The organism is Streptomyces sp. IBSNAI002, assembly GCF_052244475.1.
Taxonomy (GTDB): Bacteria; Actinomycetota; Actinomycetes; order Streptomycetales; family Streptomycetaceae; genus Streptomyces.
The window spans coordinates 1,596,075-1,615,831 of sequence record NZ_JBQPXG010000002.1; the positions used below are offsets into that span (position 1 = coordinate 1,596,075).

The 19,757-nt window shown below is 70.1% G+C and carries 21 protein-coding genes; 14 read left to right on the plus strand and 7 right to left on the minus strand.

Annotation, left to right across the window (positions count from 1 at the left end; all coding sequences use genetic code 11):
• Positions 1–90: 90 nt before the first annotated feature.
• From ACTVZO_RS07840 to ACTVZO_RS07855, 4 genes are all read right to left on the minus strand, one after another.
• A complete protein-coding gene (locus ACTVZO_RS07840; RefSeq protein ID WP_443297690.1) occupies positions 91–1,332 on the minus strand; it encodes a hypothetical protein in 1,242 nt (413 codons plus the stop codon).
• 1,188 nt (positions 1,333–2,520) lie between these two features.
• On the minus strand, positions 2,521–2,901 hold the full coding sequence (locus ACTVZO_RS07845) for a helix-turn-helix domain-containing protein (protein ID WP_443297691.1): 381 nt from the start codon (positions 2,899–2,901) through the stop codon (positions 2,521–2,523).
• Positions 2,902–2,917: 16 nt separating this feature from the next.
• On the minus strand, positions 2,918–3,118 hold the full coding sequence (locus tag ACTVZO_RS07850; RefSeq protein WP_443297692.1) for a tyrosine-type recombinase/integrase: 201 nt from the start codon (positions 3,116–3,118) through the stop codon (positions 2,918–2,920).
• A gap of 175 nt (positions 3,119–3,293) precedes the next feature.
• Complete coding sequence (locus ACTVZO_RS07855; protein ID WP_443297693.1) at positions 3,294–4,034, minus strand: hypothetical protein; 741 nt, start codon at positions 4,032–4,034, stop codon at positions 3,294–3,296.
• Positions 4,035–4,238: 204 nt separating this feature from the next.
• On the opposite strand from ACTVZO_RS07855, the gene ACTVZO_RS07860 reads away from it, so the two are divergent.
• From ACTVZO_RS07860 to ACTVZO_RS07925, 14 genes are all read left to right on the plus strand, one after another.
• Complete coding sequence (locus ACTVZO_RS07860) at positions 4,239–4,688, plus strand: hypothetical protein (RefSeq protein WP_443303081.1); 450 nt, start codon at positions 4,239–4,241, stop codon at positions 4,686–4,688.
• 117 nt (positions 4,689–4,805) lie between these two features.
• A complete protein-coding gene (locus ACTVZO_RS07865) occupies positions 4,806–5,225 on the plus strand; it encodes a hypothetical protein (protein WP_443297694.1) in 420 nt (139 codons plus the stop codon).
• Between the two features lie 8 nt (positions 5,226–5,233).
• Positions 5,234–5,980, plus strand: a complete 747-nt coding sequence (locus ACTVZO_RS07870; RefSeq protein WP_443297695.1) for a relaxase/mobilization nuclease — start codon at positions 5,234–5,236, stop codon at positions 5,978–5,980.
• Between the two features lie 32 nt (positions 5,981–6,012).
• Positions 6,013–6,723 (plus strand): hypothetical protein, encoded by a 711-nt coding sequence (locus ACTVZO_RS07875; protein WP_443297696.1) that lies wholly within the window; start codon positions 6,013–6,015, stop codon positions 6,721–6,723.
• Positions 6,724–6,750: 27 nt separating this feature from the next.
• Complete coding sequence (locus tag ACTVZO_RS07880; protein WP_443297697.1) at positions 6,751–7,500, plus strand: hypothetical protein; 750 nt, start codon at positions 6,751–6,753, stop codon at positions 7,498–7,500.
• A 42-nt stretch (positions 7,501–7,542) separates the two neighbouring features.
• Positions 7,543–8,301: a hypothetical protein gene (locus ACTVZO_RS07885; RefSeq protein ID WP_443297698.1), complete on the plus strand. Its 759-nt coding sequence runs from the start codon at positions 7,543–7,545 to the stop codon at positions 8,299–8,301.
• A gap of 28 nt (positions 8,302–8,329) precedes the next feature.
• The gene (locus ACTVZO_RS07890; protein ID WP_443297699.1) at positions 8,330–8,740 is read left to right on the plus strand and encodes a hypothetical protein; all 411 of its coding nucleotides are present in this window, start codon (positions 8,330–8,332) and stop codon (positions 8,738–8,740) included.
• A 634-nt stretch (positions 8,741–9,374) separates the two neighbouring features.
• Positions 9,375–10,184, plus strand: coding sequence for a DUF317 domain-containing protein (locus ACTVZO_RS07895; RefSeq protein WP_443297700.1), 810 nt, complete (start codon positions 9,375–9,377; stop codon positions 10,182–10,184).
• A 36-nt stretch (positions 10,185–10,220) separates the two neighbouring features.
• On the plus strand, positions 10,221–10,568 hold the full coding sequence (locus ACTVZO_RS07900; RefSeq protein ID WP_443297701.1) for a hypothetical protein: 348 nt from the start codon (positions 10,221–10,223) through the stop codon (positions 10,566–10,568).
• Entirely contained in the window at positions 10,496–11,389 is an 894-nt protein-coding gene (locus tag ACTVZO_RS07905; RefSeq protein WP_443297702.1) for a DUF317 domain-containing protein, read from the plus strand. The genes ACTVZO_RS07900 and ACTVZO_RS07905 overlap by 73 nt, the downstream gene beginning before the upstream one ends.
• A gap of 211 nt (positions 11,390–11,600) precedes the next feature.
• Complete coding sequence (locus ACTVZO_RS07910) at positions 11,601–12,260, plus strand: DUF317 domain-containing protein (RefSeq protein ID WP_443297703.1); 660 nt, start codon at positions 11,601–11,603, stop codon at positions 12,258–12,260.
• 34 nt (positions 12,261–12,294) lie between these two features.
• Positions 12,295–12,879, plus strand: coding sequence for a hypothetical protein (locus ACTVZO_RS07915; RefSeq protein WP_443297704.1), 585 nt, complete (start codon positions 12,295–12,297; stop codon positions 12,877–12,879).
• A 49-nt stretch (positions 12,880–12,928) separates the two neighbouring features.
• The gene (locus ACTVZO_RS07920) at positions 12,929–14,722 is read left to right on the plus strand and encodes a type IV secretory system conjugative DNA transfer family protein (RefSeq protein WP_443297705.1); all 1,794 of its coding nucleotides are present in this window, start codon (positions 12,929–12,931) and stop codon (positions 14,720–14,722) included.
• Between the two features lie 73 nt (positions 14,723–14,795).
• Positions 14,796–16,073, plus strand: a complete 1,278-nt coding sequence (locus ACTVZO_RS07925) for a hypothetical protein (protein ID WP_443297706.1) — start codon at positions 14,796–14,798, stop codon at positions 16,071–16,073.
• A gap of 346 nt (positions 16,074–16,419) precedes the next feature.
• Here the strand turns inward: ACTVZO_RS07925 and ACTVZO_RS07930 are convergent, their stop codons facing one another.
• The 3 genes from ACTVZO_RS07930 to ACTVZO_RS07940 form a co-directional block, all read right to left on the minus strand.
• Positions 16,420–17,838, minus strand: a complete 1,419-nt coding sequence (locus ACTVZO_RS07930; RefSeq protein WP_443297707.1) for a hypothetical protein — start codon at positions 17,836–17,838, stop codon at positions 16,420–16,422.
• 350 nt (positions 17,839–18,188) lie between these two features.
• A complete protein-coding gene (locus ACTVZO_RS07935; RefSeq protein ID WP_443303082.1) occupies positions 18,189–18,521 on the minus strand; it encodes a helix-turn-helix domain-containing protein in 333 nt (110 codons plus the stop codon).
• A gap of 13 nt (positions 18,522–18,534) precedes the next feature.
• Positions 18,535–19,608 (minus strand): tyrosine-type recombinase/integrase, encoded by a 1,074-nt coding sequence (locus tag ACTVZO_RS07940; RefSeq protein WP_443297708.1) that lies wholly within the window; start codon positions 19,606–19,608, stop codon positions 18,535–18,537.
• Positions 19,609–19,757: the final 149 nt, after the last annotated feature.

Here is a 19,757-nt window from a genome sequence, read left to right on the forward strand (position 1 = left end):
GCCGCGGCCTGGCGGCAGCCGCGAAGAGGGGCCTGGCCCTGCAGTGAGCGTGCAGCCACTGTGCGCGCAGCGGTGCAGGTGGCTGTACCTTCACGGGAACGCCGACACCTGGTCACCGCGACGAGCTCGATGGGCGGCGTAGCCGGCATCCGCGGCGCCTGCCTCGGCACTCCAGTTGGCGGCAGTCTGTGGGCTGAAGCCTAGGAGTCGGCTGAAGACGTAGGCGGGGAGCTCGGCGGCGAGGTCCATCAGGGAGGCGTTGCGGGTGGGGCGGGGGCGGATACCAAGGGCTTTGAGCCTGTTCGAGAGGCTGGCAGGCTCCAGGGGCCGGTCGGCGCGGGCGCCGGGGAACAGCCACCGGCTGGGGGTGGCGTCGAGGATGGTGGCCTTGCCGGTGGGGTGGTTGACCAGTTCGCGGATCATCCCGTCAAGCGGGGGCGGGATCTCCACTGGGTTGGCACCCAGGCGCAGCCGGAGGGTGGTGCCGTCGTCGAGGACGTCGTCGTGGTTGAGGCTGGCGATCCGTGAGGGGGGTTGGGCGAACAGCAGGAGGAGCAGTCCGGCCGTGCGGTCACGCACGGCGATGCCGGGGTCGTGGACGAGTCGGCGGACCAGCTTCCAGCGGGTGTCGGCGGCCAGGACGTCGGCGGCGAACGGGCTCTTGTAGAGGGGTGCGGTCAGCGGTCGGGTGTGCCCGTGGCGGCTGGTCCAGTGAAGGAAGGAGCGGACCAGCAAGCGTCCGGGGGCCCCGGTGATGAGGTAGGCGTCGATGTGGTCCTGGGCGCAAGAGGCGAGGTCGGTTCCCTGACTGGGTAGCCATTCCATCAGGCGGACGATCGCGCGGATCTCGTGGCGGATCCCGTCGGCCTGGCCGCGGGTGGTGGGCCGGTGGGCGGGTTGCCGGTGGAGACGGCGCAGGGGTTGCCAGCGCGCCCAGCGTTCGACGACCCGCCGTTCGCCCGTATCGGGGATGCGGGCGAGGACCTTGGGAAGCCATGCTTCGATGCGGGCGAGGTGCTCGTCGCGGGAGGGCAGGACGCCGCCGGCGACGAGGAGGGCCCGCAGGTGGTCGGCGACCGTGCTGCTGGCCACGGCGTCGAGGGTCTCGTGGGTGACCGGACCGGTGCCGGCCGCGAGTGCGCGGAAGGCGTCTCGCCTGGCCGGGGTCTTGCGGATCCAGCGCAGCACCGTGTGGGCGTCGACGGCCCGCAGCGCTGCGAGGACGGGCTGGAGTTCGGGCCTGATGTGTCCGTCGGGGCCCGTGAGCACCTCGCGCAGGCTCCGATCGCGGGCGCACCCGGCGCACAGCCCGCGGTGGTAGAGCCGGGCCACCGTTCCGCACCGGGTGCAGAGTTTCTTCGCCCGGGGGTCCTTAGCCCAGCAGGTCTGGCACAGGCTCCGGCCGTTCTCCGCGAGCCCGGCGGAACGGTAGGTCTTGCCGCATCCGGCACACGGGCGCGGCTTGTGCCCGCACCCCGAGCAGATCGGCTCACCGGCCGCTGTGCGGTTGTTGACCCTGCGATGCTGCCCGCAACGCACACACACGGCCTGCCGCCGGACCTTGGCCGTGCAGGGTTGGCAGCGCGGCGCCGGGGTAGAGGCGAACCAGCACGGCCGCCAGGCCCCGCAGGTCGCGCACAGCGCGTACGGGTTGGTGCGGCAGGACGAGCACAGTCCGCCGTCGGCGGTGCGTACTTTTCGGAGTCGCAGTTCACCGCATCCATCGCAGCGTTGATGGTGTAAGGGGTCCCGCTGTCTGCAGGGGGCGCACAGCGGCTGGCCTTCGGCGTCGTACCCGCCGAGCGGCCGTTCCCGCTCGCATCGGACACACCGGCGCAGCCGGGTCGCGTTCCAGCACCGCGGGCAACAACGCTTCCCGTCACGCAGGCTGCGCAGGTCCGTTGTCGTGCGGCACCATGGGCACACGGGGACCACCACCCCGACGGCGCCGTGCGCGACCAGTGCCGCAGCCAGGGTGGAGATCGCTTTGGGGCCTTCGGCGCCAGCGCCGGTCAGGAGTTCGGGCCGGTCCGAAAGCGCCCACCACAGGCGCAGCCGGATCGACGTCTGGGTCGGGTCGGTGGCGGCGGCAACGAGGCCGGCCCTCCCGGTCCCGGCCTCCGGAGTCACCTCGGCCACACACGACGCAGCGGCGCTCCTCGATCTTGCTCCGGTTGTAGCAGGAGGTGCAAGTCCGGCCCTGCGGCGATGTCGCCGTCAGCGGACGCTGCCTCCCACACCCCGCGCAGACCGGGAGGACGACGCCGTCGGCACCAGCGTCGATCAGTGCCCGGATCAGCCGTTCCACTGCCCGCGGCCCCTGCGCACTGCCCGAGGTCAGCAGGCCCGGATCGGCCACCAATAGGCGGGCGAGCTCGCGACGCTGCGGACGCTGCCGGAACACCTCCTCCACCAAGGCGGCCACACCCAAGGCCGCGCAGGCCGGATCTGCGGCGCACACCACCTCCTCCAGAACCTCCTCCGGCTCCGTCTTCCATCGCACCGAGTCCATCCCCTCGCCTACCCTGCTCCGTCCGACGAGCCTGCCCCGTCACCGGGCGGCGGCAGAATCCGGGCACGGCGGGGACGGAACTCGCCCACGCCTGGCCCGCCCCGCCGATCCTCCTGCCTCTGGCCGACCGCCCGCCGCCGGCCGACCGTCGCCTGGACCGGGACCGGCTCGATGAGGTCCTCCATCCGGCAGTCCAGGATGTCCAACAAGGCCATCAGCGTCGCCATGTTCAATCGCTCGGGGCGCTCGGTCACCAGGCGGTAGGTCTGCGACGGCGACAGATCGATCCCCCGCTCGGCCAGCAGGGGCCGCAGGTCGGTAGTGGAGAACATCCCCCGCATCGCCATCACCTCCCGTAGGTGCCACCGGTAGTCCAGCTTCCGCAACACGCCCCCTTCCCGAGCCTCACGTCCCCGAGCCCTGGTCGGAACCAAGGGCCCGGTCCAGCATCCGCCGCATCATCGTGTTCATGAAGTCCCCGCTCACGCCCGTGTAGAGCGCGGTTGTCGAGGCATAACGGTGCCCGACCTGCCGCTGTACGAACGCCGGGTCCGCACCGTCCTCGATCTGATGCGTGACGTGGCTGTGCCGCAAGCAGTGCGGCACGAGTTCTTGTCCAGACCCAACGCGTCCCGATAGGAGGCGAAGCGTTCCTCGATCTCCCGCGGCTGCAGCCGCCCGCCCCGCTCCGTTAGCCACAACGCCGGACTCGACTCCGCTCCCGCGTACCGGGGGCGGACGTGACGCACGTAGTCCGCGACCGCCTCTACCGCCCAGGGCATCACCGACAACGTAGTCCGCCGCCGCCAGGGCGAGCCCTTCGTCCGCTTCCCGTACCGCACGTGCAGGGCACCGAACTCTCCGAGCTCCGGCGCCTGCGCGTTGCGATAGAAATCCACGGTCTCCAACCGCGAGGTCTCCGTGCACCGGCACCCCCACCCGTACATGACCTTGAAAACCGTCGCATCCCGGTAGGCCGCCAGGGCCCCCTTACGACCAGGCGGACCGCTCGCTCGACCTGATCGTCGGCGTAGTCGAAGAACGCCTGCAGCTCTGCCCGTGTCATCGGCCGCCGCCCTGGCCGCCCTTCGCACTCGACCAGGTGCGCCACGGTGTTCCACTCGTGGCAGATCTGCACCGGATGCATACCGAAACGCTCTTCGCACTCGGCCGGCCATTGGTAGTGCGGCGAGGTGATGTAGTCGCAGAACATTCGGATCGCGCCCTGGTAGCCGCGGATTGTCGACTCGGCCCCGTGCAGCACGCCGATCAGGTGCGTCATCCACTCGTCGAGATCGCCCGCCGTCCACTGCCAGGGGAAGGTGTTCGCGAACTCCGCGAACCGCTCCACCACGCGGCGCCGGTCGCCGATCGTCTTCGCCTGAAGCCGCCGCCCGCCCCGCTGCTGGCGAGCCCACCCCTCCATCATCGCTTCGAAGACCACGTCCTCCGGACGCAACAGGGACACCCCTTGCAGCAGCACCAGCCGCGCGGAAGCGTCCCCAAGCCCGCCACCAAGCACCCCAGACCACCTCCGTCTGCCGCGTGAATCATGCATCTGATGCATGACCCTCCACAACAACGCAGGCCACCACCCCAACCACTCAAGGAAGACATCGAATTGAAGCCGCAGACCAACCACTCGACCTCGAACGTAACGCCCATTAAACGCAATTCCCCGGGAGTACGAACCGAATGGAAGATCGTCCACAGCTGTGGACACGAGATCACCCGCGACCTGTCGGACCGTCCCGCCGACAAGCGGGCCGGGTTCGCCCGCTGGCTCGGCGGGCGGGACTGCACCGACTGCTGGAAGGCCGCCCGCGACTCCGACACCGTCGCCAAGGAGGAATGGCTCGCCGCCAAGCGCGCCGAGGAGCAGCAGGCCGCGCTCGCCTGGGCGGAGCAGTTCGACATGCCGCCGCTGGAGGGCCCGGAGCGGGCTCTGGCCTGGGGCGAGCGTTCGCGATACCAGCTGGTGACCACCGCGTACACCGCCCTCGTCGCCGAAGGGTCGTGGGACGAGGCGGGCTGGTCCGCTCTGGAGGAGAGGATCCGTACGGTGACCCGGGCCGGCTGGTGGATCGACCAGCGCGATGCCGAGGGCACGGACCTTCCCGAGCTGCTGGACGCGGCCACGGCCGATGACCGGGGGACGGAGAACCCGTTCCGGTAGCCGGGGCGGGGGCCATATATAGCCGACGATCCCCGGTCAGCCAAACCGGGGATTCTCCAGACCATTGAAGTACTTCACCAGCCGCTCCTGCGGCACTTTCGTGGAAGGACTTCTGCCGTGCCCGACGCCAGCCGCGCCGCGTTCATACCCGCCGATGCGATCACCCCCGAGCGGGACATCACCCACGAGCACTTCGCCCCCGGAGACCGGATCGTGGTCATCAAGGGTGTGGACGACGGCGTCTTGTGGGGAGACGCGATGACGGTGGTCACCCCGTCCTGGCACACCCCGACGAACGAGGACGGGTGGCGCCTGCGGAACCCGGAGGGAGGCGCCCGCAGCTTCATCACCGGGCACCCCCGCTACCTCGTCCACCTCTCCAAGCACTGCCCCGACTGCGTGATCTACCAGCGGGCCCTGCAGGACTACCTGGTGCCGAAGTTCCCCGGGAGCGAGTGCGTCGATGTGGGCTGGTACTCGATCACCGAGCTGAACCAGCTCGTCCACGTCGCAGACGGCCGGGCCGGCAGCCGATGATCCCCACGGTGCACGGGCTGAGCACGTCCTGCGTGGACGGGCTCGCCGAGGCACTGGGTCGGCCCGTCAGCGACCAGGAGGGTCTGACCACCGAGGGCACGATCGTCGCCCACTGGTCCGACCTCGACTACTTCACCAACGAGGACCGGATCTGGACCTCGGCCGAGTGGGCCCAGCACCTCGACGACCCCTACAGAGCCCATCCGTTCGCAGCCACCCACCGGGGCGACCGCCGCGTCATCCTCCATGTCAGCGTCCGCCTGCATCCCAAGGACCGGGAGCTGACTCCCGCCGAATGGTCCGAGGTCGGCAACCGGCTCGCACGCGTCGCAGGGATCGCACCGCCCGGCGACCGGAACTCCTGCCGATGGATCGCCGTTCGAGACCAGTCCCACCGTCTCGACCTGCTGGCCAACTTGATCCGCCAGGACGGCGTCCGCGCGGCCGTGCCCAGGCAAGTCCATCACGTACTGGCCGCGGAATGCCGGCGTATCGAAGCAGACCTCGTCCTTCTCTCCCCACGAGACCACCACGTCAGCCCCTTCAAAGCCAACATGCTGGCCACCACGCAGCCCACCACCGAGCGGCTCGACCCCAGCATCGTGGCGCACCTGTCCGATGAGGCGTACCGGCACCTGGCCGCCGCTCGCCGCCTCATGGAGAGGGCAGGTCAGCATCTCGGCGCCCCGGTCGCAAGCCCTTCCCCGCCTCTCCCTGCCGGTATCCCGGTGCCCGGTTCCCCCCGGGGCCGCTGACCGGCCTCTCCCTTGCAGAAAGCATTCTCTTCTTGGCCCTTGCCCACCGTGTCCTGACCATCCGGCGCGATCCGCACTCCGGAGAAGTCCTCGCCCGTGGAGGCGATCCGGAAGCCCACAGCGTTCTCCAGCGCACCGGGTTCGTCCCCGTGGTCCGCCGCCACGAGACCTACCACCGCCTGCCTACTGGCCTCGACCAGGACGAGGAAATCCGCCTCGCCACCCGGGCCGTGGCCCGCCTGCAGGCCGTCGGCTACGACCTCGACACCGACCCCGTCTTCGCCACCGAGCGACGTGAACCGCATTACCTCACCCTCGGCGACCAGGTCTCACACCTCGCGGTCCGGATCCGGGAGGCCGAGAGCACCGAAGAGGTGGCCGACGCCCTGACGGAGCTGACCGCCACCCACGACGGCATCCTCCCGGCCCTCGCCGAAATCCTGGCCGCCGCGGCCGACTTCCTCCAGGACCTCGGGCATCCCACCGACCCGCACACGGCCGCCCGGCTGTGCCACCTGGCCGACGAGCGGCTCCACGTCCTCACCTCCGATCTGCGGCACGTCCGAAATGATCTCGCCGACCGGCAGGCCGTACACCCCCACCGCGCGCCCTGCCCGCAGGAAGTCGCCGGTGACGAGCGCGAGAAGTCGGCTTCCTGCCCCTGTCCCGCGACCGCCCGTATCCCCACCACGCCCAGCGCACCGGCTGCCGCTCCGCCCGCCCCGGCCGGCCGCCGCCGCTGACCCGCCCCGAACCCGCCCGAGGAACCCATGCCCGACCACGATCCCGAAGAACTCGACTCCTTCGCCGCCATCCTCACCCAGCTCCTGCCCGGAACCTGGACCCGGGAACTGCGCCAGCACACCGCCCACGACGACCAGTTCTTCCTCACCGCCGACGTCTGGGACATGAACCGTGTCGCCGACGCCCTCGCCCAGCACCCCCTGAAGCAGGACGTCATCCTCACCAGCGACGACGGCCGGCGCCTGTTCCTCATGGACCACCCCCGCTACGAAGACGAGTTCGTCGTCGCCGCCATGGCCCCCGCCGACACCCACGCGGAGGCTTTTCGCGGGGTGCCGGAGCCGGACGGGATCACGATCCCCGCCGACCCCGAGCAGGCTGCCGACGCCATCACCGCCAACCTCCTGCCCCGCTACGAGGCCGCTCGAGCCCAGGTCCAGGACAACGCCCTGCGCATCACCCGCCTCTCGGCCCCGCCGGCAGCGCTGGTGATGACCTGGACCGAGTCCGGCGACCTCACCGCCAGCACCGACCGCGCGGATGTGGCCGACATACTGACCGCCCACGGGTTCGTCTACGACCCCGGCCAGCAGACGTACATCGCCTCAGGCGACGACACCGCCCACCAGGCACAGTGCGTACGGACAGCCGGCGCCGCGCTCGGCGCCCTGAACATCGGCGTCACCCTGCGCCACGCACCACACCGGGGCACACCGACAACGACGCCCCTGCCCGCACCGCGCCCGACCGCACCGAACACCGTGCGATCCCGGTGAAGGACGCCAGCGAACCCCGCTTCCTCATCCTCTGAAACGACCATGCCTCCACGACACCCCCGAGATGACCTCGCCGCCTTCGCAGAAGGCCTCGCCGCCCGCCTGCCCGGCACCTGGACCAGCACCTACACACGCCACGCCGCCTACCACGACCAGATCGCCACCACGTCGAAGGTGTGGGACATGGGAGCCGTCGGCTACGCCGCCTCCAACTTCGTCCTCGACCACCAGGCTGTCATCGCCCGAGCCGACGGCGCCCGCCTGCTGCTCTTCGACCGCCCCCGGTACCGCCACCAGTTCATGATCGGCGCCCTGGAACCGGACGCCCACCACGATGCCTTCCACCAGGTGGCCGAGCCCAACGGCATCACGATCCCCGCCGACCCAGTCCGCGCCTCCGCCCAGGTCACCCGCAGGCTGCTGCCCCGATATGACGCCGCGCTGCGCCAGGTCCAGCACAACACCACCCACCCCGTGCCCCGCCGGCCCGAACCTTCGCTGGTTGCCGGCGCGGTGAGCATGACCTGGCACACGGACGGGGCCGTCGGCGCCATCACCGGAGTACGCGAAGCGACCGCGGTCCTGTACGGCGCCGGATTCCAATACCACCCCTACCACCGGCAGTTCCTGCTACCGGCGTCCTACGGCGACCGCGAGCAGATCACCCGCGTCCAGGCCGTCTCCCAGCAACTGGCCCGCATCGGCGTCGGCGTCACCATGCGCCCCGCCCGGCCATCACCAGCTGCCACGGCACTGCCCGCGCGCCCGCCGGCCCCGGCCACCGCGTCCCCCACCCGCTGATCCCCCCACCACCGCGAGGAGACACCCCGTGGGAAATCTGGCCGATGAATCCGGCACCGACGTCGAGATGTACCGCCGCGCCCGCAACCCCGACACCATCCACGTCATCAGCCGCAGCGACGCCCCCGAAGAGCTCCTGGCCATCCTCGACAACGCCGGCCTGGAACGAAAGACCATCGAGACCTCTGGCCCCGTCTACGTGTGGCACGAGACCCCTGAGGGCCTGAGCGAGAAGGCCCAGAAGCAGCTGGCCACCCGCGCGATGCTCCCGCTCCTCATCGCCAACTACGACGTCAACTTCGGTGAAGGCGTGTACGACGTGACCGCGTGGGCGCAAGCGATGGCCGAGCACCGTGCCGAGCAGGCCAAGGCCAAGAGCGCCCCGGCCCCGGCCGTAGCTCCACCAGCGCACCCCAGCGCTCCCCCGCGCTCCCGCTGACGCCTCGCCGTTCCCGGCCCGTCCGGGCCGGGCCGGGAACGGCACCTGGACCCACTGGAGCACCACAATCCCGCACAGTCCAAACCGCCCACCGGCAATCTCGGCCGCCCGTAGCCCGCGTCTGGCCGTCTTCCTCCTGCGCCGCTACCTGCGCGCCGTGACCGCCGGATCCACCGACCGGCACACCCAACTCGCCCCCGGCCCTTCCGGCGTCCTGGTCACGTCGCCAGTCCAGAGACGCCGGCCCCAACCACCTGGAGGAGCATGACCGTCCACGACCCCGAAGCCCTGGCCCGCCAGATCGCACAGCAGATCGCACAGCTCAGCGAGCACCTGATCGTGGCCCCGCCCCAGCAAGCCGCCCGCATCCTGGGCCAGGTCCTCGACCCCGAGGAAGGCGTCCTCGGGTCCCTGACCACCTTGGTGGCCACCGGATCACGCTTCGCGCAGGGCCCGGCGCTCACCGGAGCTCTACCGCCTGAAGTGTGGCTCGCCCTCGCCCGCGCCGCGAACGAACTGCACGACATCGCCCTCGACCTCGACGACCACGCAGCTGACATCCACCGGCTCACCCAGCGCCCCCGGACACCGTGCTCCCGCCGGCCCCGTCGGCGCTCGTCGCCAGGAGGCACCGGTGAAGAAGACCTGGACGGGCTGGGGCCCCGGCGCCGACCAGCCCCAGCAGCACTACCTGGTCGAGCCCCGCCACCTCGGCGGCGGAGGCGACCTCCGCTTCGTCGCCGAGTACCTGCGCGCCTCCGGCTGGAAGGACATCTCCCGCACGGGCGGCCCGATCGTCTTCGACAGCCCCGACCGCACGGTACGGGTCGGCTTCGACCCGACGGCGATGCCCGGCGGCTGGACCGTCTCCGGACAGGCTGTCGGGCAGCAGCCGGCCTGGCACGCCACGTTCACCACCGCCGTGCCGATCGAGATCGTCGCCGGATTTACCGACACCCTGGCCAAACCGCGCTCCGCCCACGCCCCGAACGTGTGGGCTCCTCTGGAGGAGAACGGCTGGGAGACCGAACGCGGGCAGCACTTCACCGCCGTCTCCCCGGACCGCAACGCCTGGCTGCAGTACCACCAGAACGAACCCGGCCAGGCGCACTGGTGGGCCGGCGCCCGCACCGAGCACGGCCGCACCTGGGACGCCGTCTTCACCCCCACGACACCGATGCACCTCATCCAAGGATTCTCGGCCGCGCTCGCCGACCCGACCCCGGTCATGCGCCCACGCGGCAACGTCCCCGCCAGCAAGTGGATCCGCACCACCTCGGTATCCGTACGCCCCTCCGAACTCGGGGGCTGGCAGCAGGCCCGGATCACCGCCGCCCGCGCCGCCACCTGGGCACGCAACTCCTGGACCGCAGCACGCCCCCGCCAGCACACCCCCACCACCGGCCCCCACACGGCAGCCGGCACAACCAAGACCCGCCGCTGACCCATCCAGCCCACACCACGACCACCTAGGAGCCCCATGACCGCACCCGTAGCCGCCCCCACCGCGGAGCAGATCGAGCAGGCCACCGACACCCTGGCCCAGCTCGTGGACTACCTGCGGACCGAGCCGCCCACCCTCGACATCCTGCCGCTGCTGACACTGCTCCTCGACGAGGACGACGGCATCCCCATGCTGCTGTCCGACGTGCTGCGCGCCGCCGCCCGAGCCGTCGCCACCCACACCGAGCCGTACAGCAGCGACGTCAACTCGGTGATCACCACCCTCCGGGAAGCAGCCACCGAGATCATGCAGTGGCACACCCTGCACTGGGAGGTCCGCAGCCTGGCCCGCGCCACCGCCAACCCGGCGGGGCCGACGTCCTGAGCCAGCGGCCCTTCATCTACACCCGCGCCGACGAACCGCACAACGGGGTCTGGTTCGAAACCAGCCCCCGCCACCTCGCCGGCCGCGGCGACCCCCGCCACATCACACAAGCCCTGCGGGCAGCCGGATGGTCCAACCACTCCGACCCGGACTACCCCCACGTGATCCTGTCCAGCCCCGACCAGCGCTACGCCCTGGCCCTGGAGCCGGAGAACGAGTCGTACTCCAAGTGGTGGCGGATCAGCTGCACCAGCGACAACGAGAGCTGGTACGCCCAGTTCGGCGGCAACACCCCCGTGGAGATCCTCGCCGGATTCACCGACGCGCTCCTCACTCCCGTGCCCGAGACCGCCGCCGACGTGTGGCCCATCCTCACCGCGGCGGGCTGGACCTACGTACGGGACGAGCGCGGACACGAGCTCGCCGAACATCCCGACGGCATCATGCAACTACGCCGGTGGAACACCCCAAGCAACTGGAACCCCGGCTGGACCGCCGCCGCACTGCTCCCAGACGGCCTCGGCGGGCAGGAATCGGTGTGGGAGGCCCACCTCGGCAACGCCCCGCACCTTGCCGCCGCGTTCGCCACCGCGCTGGTCGATCCCGCACCGGTCGCACGGGCCGAGTTCGACGTCCCGCACAGCGGCCTCGTCACCCAGAAACCCGGTGGCCGCCAGGCCACCGACCTCGCGAAGGAACACGCCACGCGTCTGGCCCGCGCCCGGGCCACCGCCGTACGCAGCCAGCGCACCGCCCTCACCACCCAGCCCGTCACCAGCCCGACCCCGGCGGCGCCAGCCGTCGCCGGGCCCCGGCGCTGACACGGGCACCCGACCGGTCCCTCAAGGAGCCGCCCCCCTGTCCATCACCGACCGGCAACTCGCCGCCTTCGCCCACGACCACGAGAACAACCTCGGCTCGGCCATCACCCCGCGCTACCTCGCCGACGCCGGAGACCCCCGGCACGTCACCCACGCACTGCGGGCCCGCGGATGGAGTCTGGACTCCGACCCCCTGCACCCGGCAATCCGTATGACCAGCCCCGACCACGCCTTCCGTCTCGACCTCACGCCGACACCCAGCAGCTTTCACCGCTGGTGGCGCATCGACAACAACTACGGCCCCGGCTTCTGGTACGCCACGTTCAACGGCGACACCCCCGCCGAAATCGTGGCCGGCCTCACCGACGCACTCATCCGGCCCGAACCCGAGGAACCCGCCCCCTCAGTAACCGAGGTCCTCACCAGCCGAGGGTGGCAGCACACCACGTCCGAGACCGGCTCACAGAAGCTGACCTCCCCCGACGGCATCGTCCAGGTGGAGCTCTACGTCTCTCCGTCCCTCGGCGTCATGGGCTGGGAGATCGAGGCCGCCCACCACCACGGTCAGCACGGCCCGCAGGAACGCATGTGGCGGGCCTACTTCGACGAGGCGACCCCCGCCCACCTGCTGGCCGCCGTCGCCGAGGCGATCTGCGACCCCACGCCGGTCCTGCGCGCCCGATTCAAGATCAACGACAGTGCTCACCTCGCCCAGGGCGCGGAGTTCGCGATCGGCGCCGAGGTCGTCGGCGCGCACAAGCAGCGCCTGGCAGAGGCCCGCCGCCACCGGCCCAAGACACGCCTCACCACCACCGCCGCGGCTGCATCCGCGGTCCCGGGCACCGCTGCGCCGGCCAGGCCCTCCCGGTAGCCCGCCGCCAATAACACCCCCTCCTGAGAGCCGCGTGACGAACCCCGCCCCCCGTGCCACGCACGACCTCCTCCTGCGGCAGCTCGCCCTCTTCCTCCGTGAGGCTGAAGAGATCCTCGCTGCCTGGGACGCCTACTCCGACGAGCACACCGACCCCGACGGCTGGCCCCACGACGAGAGGGCCTACGGGTATCGCCAGTCCCGGCGTGACGCCGACACCTGGCGGTCCTTCAACCGGATCCGCACCGGGGCCAAGGACCTGGTCGCCACAGCCGAGGCCCAGCTGCAGAAGCTCCCAGAACGGAGCGTCCACCCTCGCTGGGCCTGGCAGATCTCCTGTCTCCACATCGCCCTGGACCGGCTCAGCACCCTGCAGAGCGAGTGGCTCGACCTGCGCACCACCCTGCCGGTGTCCGCCCGGCCCGGGAGCGAGGAGTACGACGGGCCGCTCGCCGAGCGGAACGCCGAGGCCTGGCACTACCTGGACGAGTGGTCCCTCCACGGCCACGTCGTCCTCGACATCCACACCGCATTCCGGCGCTGTCAGTCCCGGCCGGCCACCGCGCCCGTCCCCTTGCTCCCGGGCCGGAACGCAAACTTGGCAAAGCCCTGCCGGTAGACGTCCTCCACCGCCGTGTCCACCACCCCCATCCCCTGGAGCCGCCCCCTTGTCCAGCCCTTCCCCGAACTCCAGCTCCGACGGCTACGACATAGCCTTCAAGGCTCTCCTCGGCGCCTTCGCCATCGCCCTGCCCCTGTCCACGCTGGCCTGGCTGGGCGGCAACGCGACCGCCTGGGTCACCAGCCGCAGCCCCTGGGTCCCCTACCAGCCGGCCGAAGCTCTTCTCCACCCCGAGCGCCTCTGGCCAGCAGCAGGGGAAACGTCCCTGCTGATCGCCACCCGCATCCTTCCCGCCGCAGTCCTCCTCGCACTCACCATGTGCGGGTACCTGTGGTGGTCCCGGCACAAGGGCACGATCGGCAAGAAGAAGCGCATCGCCGGGATGGCCAAGCAGAAGGACATCGAGCCTCTACTCGCCAAGGCCATCACAGCCAAGGCCCGATCCCTGAGGCCGAGCCTGAAGGACGCCAAGGCCATCAACGCCTCCGACACCGGCATCCTCCTCGGAAACCTGCAGGGCAGCCGCACTGAGGTCCGGATGGGCTTCGAGGACGTCGCCGTCGCGATCATGGCCCCCCGATCCGGCAAAACGACCTGCCTCGCCATCCCCGCGATCCTCGCCGCCCCCGGCCCCGTGCTCCTCACCTCGAACAAGGCCGCCGGCGACGCCTACACCGCGACGCTCGTCGCCCGCGGCAAGGACGGGCGGACCTGGAGCATGGATCCGCAGCAGATCGCCCACGCAACCCGCGAGATGTGGTGGAACCCCCTCGCCACCGCCAAATCACTCGACGGAGCAGGCCGGCTGGCCGGCCACTTCCTCGCCGCGAGCGTGGACGCCTCCCAGCAGGGCGACTTCTGGTCCAAGGCCGGATCCAACATCCTCTCCCAGCTGTTCTTGGCCGCCGCTCTCGACGAGCGGCCCATCACCGACGTCATGCAGTGGCTGGCCTTCCCCGCCGACCGCCGCCCCCTGGACATCCTGCGCGACCACGGGTACTCGGCCGTCGCCGCCCAGCTCAAGGGCACCGTCGAGGGCCCGCCGGAAACCCGCGACGGTATCTACGAAACCGCGAGGCAGTACGCGTCGGCCCTCCTGAACTCGGAGATCGCCGCATGGGTCACCCCTCAAAAGGGCATTCCCGAGTTCAAGCCCGCCGACTTCGTGACCAGCAAGGACACCCTGTACCTCCTGTCGAAGGACGGAGGCGGCGGCGCCAGCGCGCTGATCGCCGCGTGCGCGGACTCCGTGATGCGGGCCGCGACCACCCAGGCGGAACGGGCCGGCGGACGCCTGGACCCGCCCATGCTTGCGATCCTCGACGAGGCCGCCAACGTGTGCAAGATCAGCGACCTTCCCGACCTGTACTCCCACCTCGGCTCCCGCGGGATCATCCCGATCACCATCCTGCAGTCCTACCGCCAGGGCCAGAAAGTCTGGGGCGACGCAGGCATGGACGCCATGTGGTCCGCGAGCACCGTGAAGGTGATCGGCTCCGGCATCGACGACCCCGACTTCGCCGACAAGCTGTCGCGACTGATCGGCGACCACGACGTCGAGACGAAGTCCACCTCCATCTCCGACTCGGGGAAGTCCACCAGCATCAGCATGCGTCAGGAACGGATCCTGCCCGCCGACGCGATCCGCGCCCTCCCCAAGGGCACCGCCCTCTGCTTCGCCACCGGCATGCGCGCCGCCATGCTCGACCTGCGCCCCTGGTACCTGGAACCCGGCGCCGACGGCCTGTCCGTTGCCTCTGCCGCCGCGTCACGGGGCATCACCGAACGCGCCGTCGCCAAGGCCACTCCGAAGAAGACCGACTTCGGGAAGGCGGCATGAGCCAGCCCCGGCCCCGTCGCAAGATCCCTTCGCCGCGCGGTCAGACCCACACCCCTCACCTGTTCTGGAGCCTTTGATCGAACCCAGCACTCCCACCGTCAAGGACATCGCCCGAGCCCTGGCCAACCACATCGCAGCAGATGTCCCCGTACGGGACGTGGTCGTCGGCTTCCGTGTCCGCCCCCAGACCACCTCCCGCTACAAGGACCGCTCCACGGGTGGCCCGCTGACCGCCATCGCCCGGTCGATCCACGCCGAGCTGTACGGCCTGCCCAAGGAACCCGTCGAAGAACCGCCGACGCTCTCGGCCCTCCTCGACGCGGCCCACACCGCCAACAGCCACTGGGAACGGGCCCACGTACTGCACGAACTGGCCACCCAGCTCCCCCAGCTCGCCGAGATCCTCGATCTCACGGCCACCTGGGCCAGCCGGCGCCACGACGCCCCAGCCCACAGCGCCCAGTGGCTCGCGGACACGGCAGCCCTCACCCACCTCTCGGCGGTACGGCTCGAACAGATCAAGCACATCCACAACACCCCATACCCCCGCCACCACCAGCAAGGCGCAACCAACGACAGCCCAGCCCCGTCGCCACCGCGCTCCCCCTCCCGACCGGCGCGGCTCCGGCACCCACAACACGCTGACCCAACCGGGCAGGACCTCGCACGCGACCTCAACCGTCTCGTACAACTCGGCGTCCCGAGAATGGAGTTCACACTGCAGATCATCGATCTCGTCGAACAGACCCGCCGCCTCGGTCAGGCGGCGCCCGCCCTGAAGTCGCTGATCACGGAGGTGGAGACCGTACGGGCGGGAGAAATAGAGAAACCCGTCAGGGAACTGGCGCCGATCTCCCTCCGCCTGCACGGGCTGGCGATGCAGTACACGGAGCAGCTCGCCTTCCTGTCCACCAGCCAGTACGCCGCCATGAAGGACGGGCACCAGAACCTCGCCGAGCTCGCGGAAGCCTGCGCCCAGGTCGCCTTCGCGGCCACCATGTGCACCTTCGCCATCCACCGACGCACGGAAGTCCTGCTCTACGAGGATGGCGACGAGACCCCGAAGACGAGCCGCGACAACCTGAAGAGCGCCGCCGAGGAACTGGTGCACGCGGCGAAGACGTACAGGCGGCAGGCGCAGCGCCTCTCGTTCCGCCTGGCATCCACCCCGGCTCGCCATGAGGACCAGCAGCTCATCGCCCAGGCGCTCGTCGGCACTCACGCCGACCCGGCACCGAGGAGTTTCACGGCCGGGCCCGAAGGCCAGAGCACCTCAACCTCCGGGCCCGCATCCACGGCCATGCCTGTCCCCCACGCCCCCGCCGTGTCCGGACCGATCCGAGCCCGCTGACGAAGCCCCTTTCCCACACTCACCCGACACCGCCCCCGGACGCGGGCATCCCCGGCCCGCACCACGGCGGCACCGGCACGGGTCCGCTGGACACGGCGCACTCCCTTGCCGCCGCTTCGTGGTCCGCCTCCCGCCGATCCGCCCGGCCTTCTCCCCGCCCCCTAGCGCCGTGATCGCCTTCGGTGCCCGCACGACCCCTGGATCCCCTCTCTTGGAAAACCCTCGCTACCGCATTCTTTCTTTGGGCGCCGGAGTGCAGTCGTCCTGCCTGCGAACGCTGCGAGTTCAGGCTTTCCGATGGGTGCTCAGCGGGAACCCGAACCTTCACAGTGCCTCTGCTCTGGTGTCAGGGTCTGGGTTCGGGCCGACTGGCAGTCTCCAGCGGACCCTCCAGGAGCATTCGGGCTGCCTTGGCATAGCGGATGGCGGTGAATTCGGAGACTCCGAAGACGGCCGCGAGCCGCGCCGGGTCGCCTCCTCCGGCGAGTGCCTCCTCCAAGTGCCGGTCGATTCGCATCTTTTCGAGGGAAGCACTCAGGCCAGCGAACTGTGTATGGCACCAGTAGTCACTGACCGGGCCGATCTCGTGAGAGGTGACACGCGTGACGAACAGATGCCGGTTGGCTGTCCTCGGCCAGGAGCGGTGGCGAAAGAAGAGGTAGTTGATCAGCAGGCCGTGCGTCAGTTCGTCCAGGGGCCTTGTGTGGCCAGCGAGGGTGATCTTCCGGTTGGAGAGGTCGAGGTCGTCGAGCGTGAGCATCTTGAGTGCTGGCCGGCGGGCTGCGTGGACGACGGTAAGGGCGAGCATGAGCCGCTGGGCTGGGGTGATCGCGGCGGCAACGGCTTCGGTGTAACTCTGCCGGGGCAGGGGGATGATCGGTGGCCGCTCGAACGTTCCGCCCTTGATGCCCATGGTCGGGTCGCGGAAGATCTGCCGTCGGCGGCGCATGTAGCGGAACAGGGAGCGAAGGCCGTTGAGAAGTGTTTTGCGTTCGAGTCCGTAGACGGCGTCTACCGCGGTCTGGATGTCGTCCCGGGTGACCTCCCGGAGGTGCTGGTAGCGGCCGGACCACTGGAGCAGAAGCGGGTGGACGGCGGCCATCTTGCCCCAGGTGCTGGAACGGCTGTGTGCCCGGTGCCGCGGTCCTCCCTTGTGGAGGGACCGCAGCCAGCTACGGACGTCCTCGGCGATCTCCGGTGCCAGGTCCTGGCTGCGGGCGGCGAGCCAGGACTCGAACGAGTCGGGGCGGTCGTCAACAAGGATGCCCAGCTCGTCGAGGACCTCCGCGACACGTTCGACGTTCACCTTGCGGTCGGCTGCCAGGGGCAGGATGTCGAGGTAGCGGACGCGCTCGCCCGCCTGGTGGCCGGAGAGAACGACGACCAGACCGCGATCGGTCAGCCGACACACGTCGATTGTCCATCCACGCAGCTCAGCCAGCCGCTCGGCGACCACGCGGCCCGCGATCAGCGTGAGGTTGGCGTAGTCGGCGTGCCGACTCTTCTCGAAGCGGCAGTAGTCCCGACGCGCCTCGAACAGACGGAGCTGTTCCTCCGGGCCCGGCCCGGAGGCCGGCGCCTCCCTAGCCGCCGTCAGCCTGTCCTGCCGGTATCGCCACTTCGGGTAGGCCAGCTGCGACGTCCGCTTCAGCCCTCCCAGCTCCAGCTGATGACCCGTGCGGGCGATCAGCGGGAAGTAGGCCCGCGGGTCGATGCGGACGTCCGGGTTGGCCAGCTCCGTTCCCTCCAGCAGCCTGGCCTGCACCCAGCAGGCGCGGCAGCATCCGTCCCTCAGGAAGAACTCAGCCCCGCAGGTCAGACAGGCCCCCTGGGGAAACCGGTAGGTCCAGCCACTGCAGGCGACGCAGTAACGGTTCTTGCTGACGACCCAGGCGTGGCAGTGAGGACAACTGCGAGGCCGGGTGCTCCGGGTCTTGGGGTGGCAGTCGGCGCACTTCGACGCGCTATAGAAGGCCCCGCGCTGCACGCTGACGCCGCAGACCGTGCAGACCGCGTGGCCCACGGCGGGATGGACGCACCACCAGCACACCGTTCTGTTGCGGTGACGCGGGCTGCTGCCGCCGCACCTCGGGCACGGCTGGAACGTGAACGGGCTCATAGCGGAGGCAACGTCCGTCCATCCCGCTGACGGGGCACCGGCCGCTGCCCCGGGAACCTCTCGCCTGCCGCCCTGACCACGGCCTCCTTCTGACCGCCGGTGGCAGGCACCTTCTCAGGCTCGGGGATGAGCAAGTCCCCGATGCCACAGCCGAGAACGGCGCACAGGACGTCCAGGTCCGCCAGCTTCACGCTCGCCGGATCCCCCGACCACAGCCCGGACATCTTGCCCGCACTGATCACCAGCCCACGGTCGGCCAGCATCCGCTGCAACTCACTCGCCTTCCAGACCCCGCGGTTGGCCGCGGCCAGCCTCAGATTCCACTTCACGATCGACATCCCCTCACGTGACCAGTCCCGCCAGACGCTCAGCTGCCCGCCGCTGTCCGGCGGCCCACGACTCCTCAACGAAACCCCGGTGCACATGCACATAGCGCAACGTCGTCACCAGCCACTCATGCCCGAGCAGCTCCTGCACCGCCATGAGATCCATGCCGTGCAAGTAGAGCTGGGAGGCACAGAAATGCCGCAGCACATGCGGCGTCACCTTGCCCGCCCACTCCGGAAGATGACGCTCAGCCGCCTCGGCCAGCCCCAGACGCAGTGCGTGCTCACCCATGCGCAGGCTGCTGCCGTCGCGCCCCCTGCGTTCGGAGAGGAACAGCGGCGCACCCGGCCGGGAGTGGTCGGCATCGAACTGCCCCCACACGTCCTCGATGTACCAGCGAAGCAGCACGTCGCCGCCATTGATCAACGGCACCATGCGCTCGCGCGGACCGCTGCCCCTGGCACCCTTGCCGTGCCGGACGTGCAGCTTGCCGTACCGCCCCAGCTCCCACCTGACGTCGCTCAGGTCAAGCATGCGCGCCTCGTTGATCCGCAAGCCGACCTTCGCCATCAGCCGGGCCGCCGCGAAGTTACGCGCCGCCGGCCCGAACTTCCGGCATGTCGCCAAGTCCCCACGCCAGCCTGCGAACAGGTGCTCGACCTCATGCTCCTCAGGCGGGATCCGCAGACCCATCCGGGTCCGGCCCGAGGGGGTGTTCATCTCGTCGAGCGGACACTCCGCGATCCGGCCCGTCAGCCGGTAGAGCTCCGACTTCATCCGCAGCTCGATGAACCGGAAGTACGTCGACAAGGAGAACGCCCGGAGCTGGCGTGTCGCGACCGCGGTCCCCCGCATCACCTGCCCGAAGAACCTGTCCGCGTCAGGCGGCTCCATCTCCCACAACGGCCGACCGAACCAGGAACGGATTTGCCCCAGACACGAAACGTCTTTTTGGACCGACCCATCCGCCAGGCCCGACGCCGCGCGCGCCAGCACGTACCCGGCAAGGACATCGGTCTCAAGATCGTCAAGGTCCTCGACCGCCAGGGCGTGAGGGCTGCGGATCTCCCGAACAACCGTAAGCGACACGCCATACCTCCGCCGGTTCACCCCGAGGACTCGAACTTCAGAATCCATGAAGTTGCCTCACCCTGGTCGCAGTTCCCTCACTCTTCGCCCAATCGGGTGACAGCAGGACAAACCAGCAGGTCGCAGGCCACAGCGCAGCCGTCGGGATC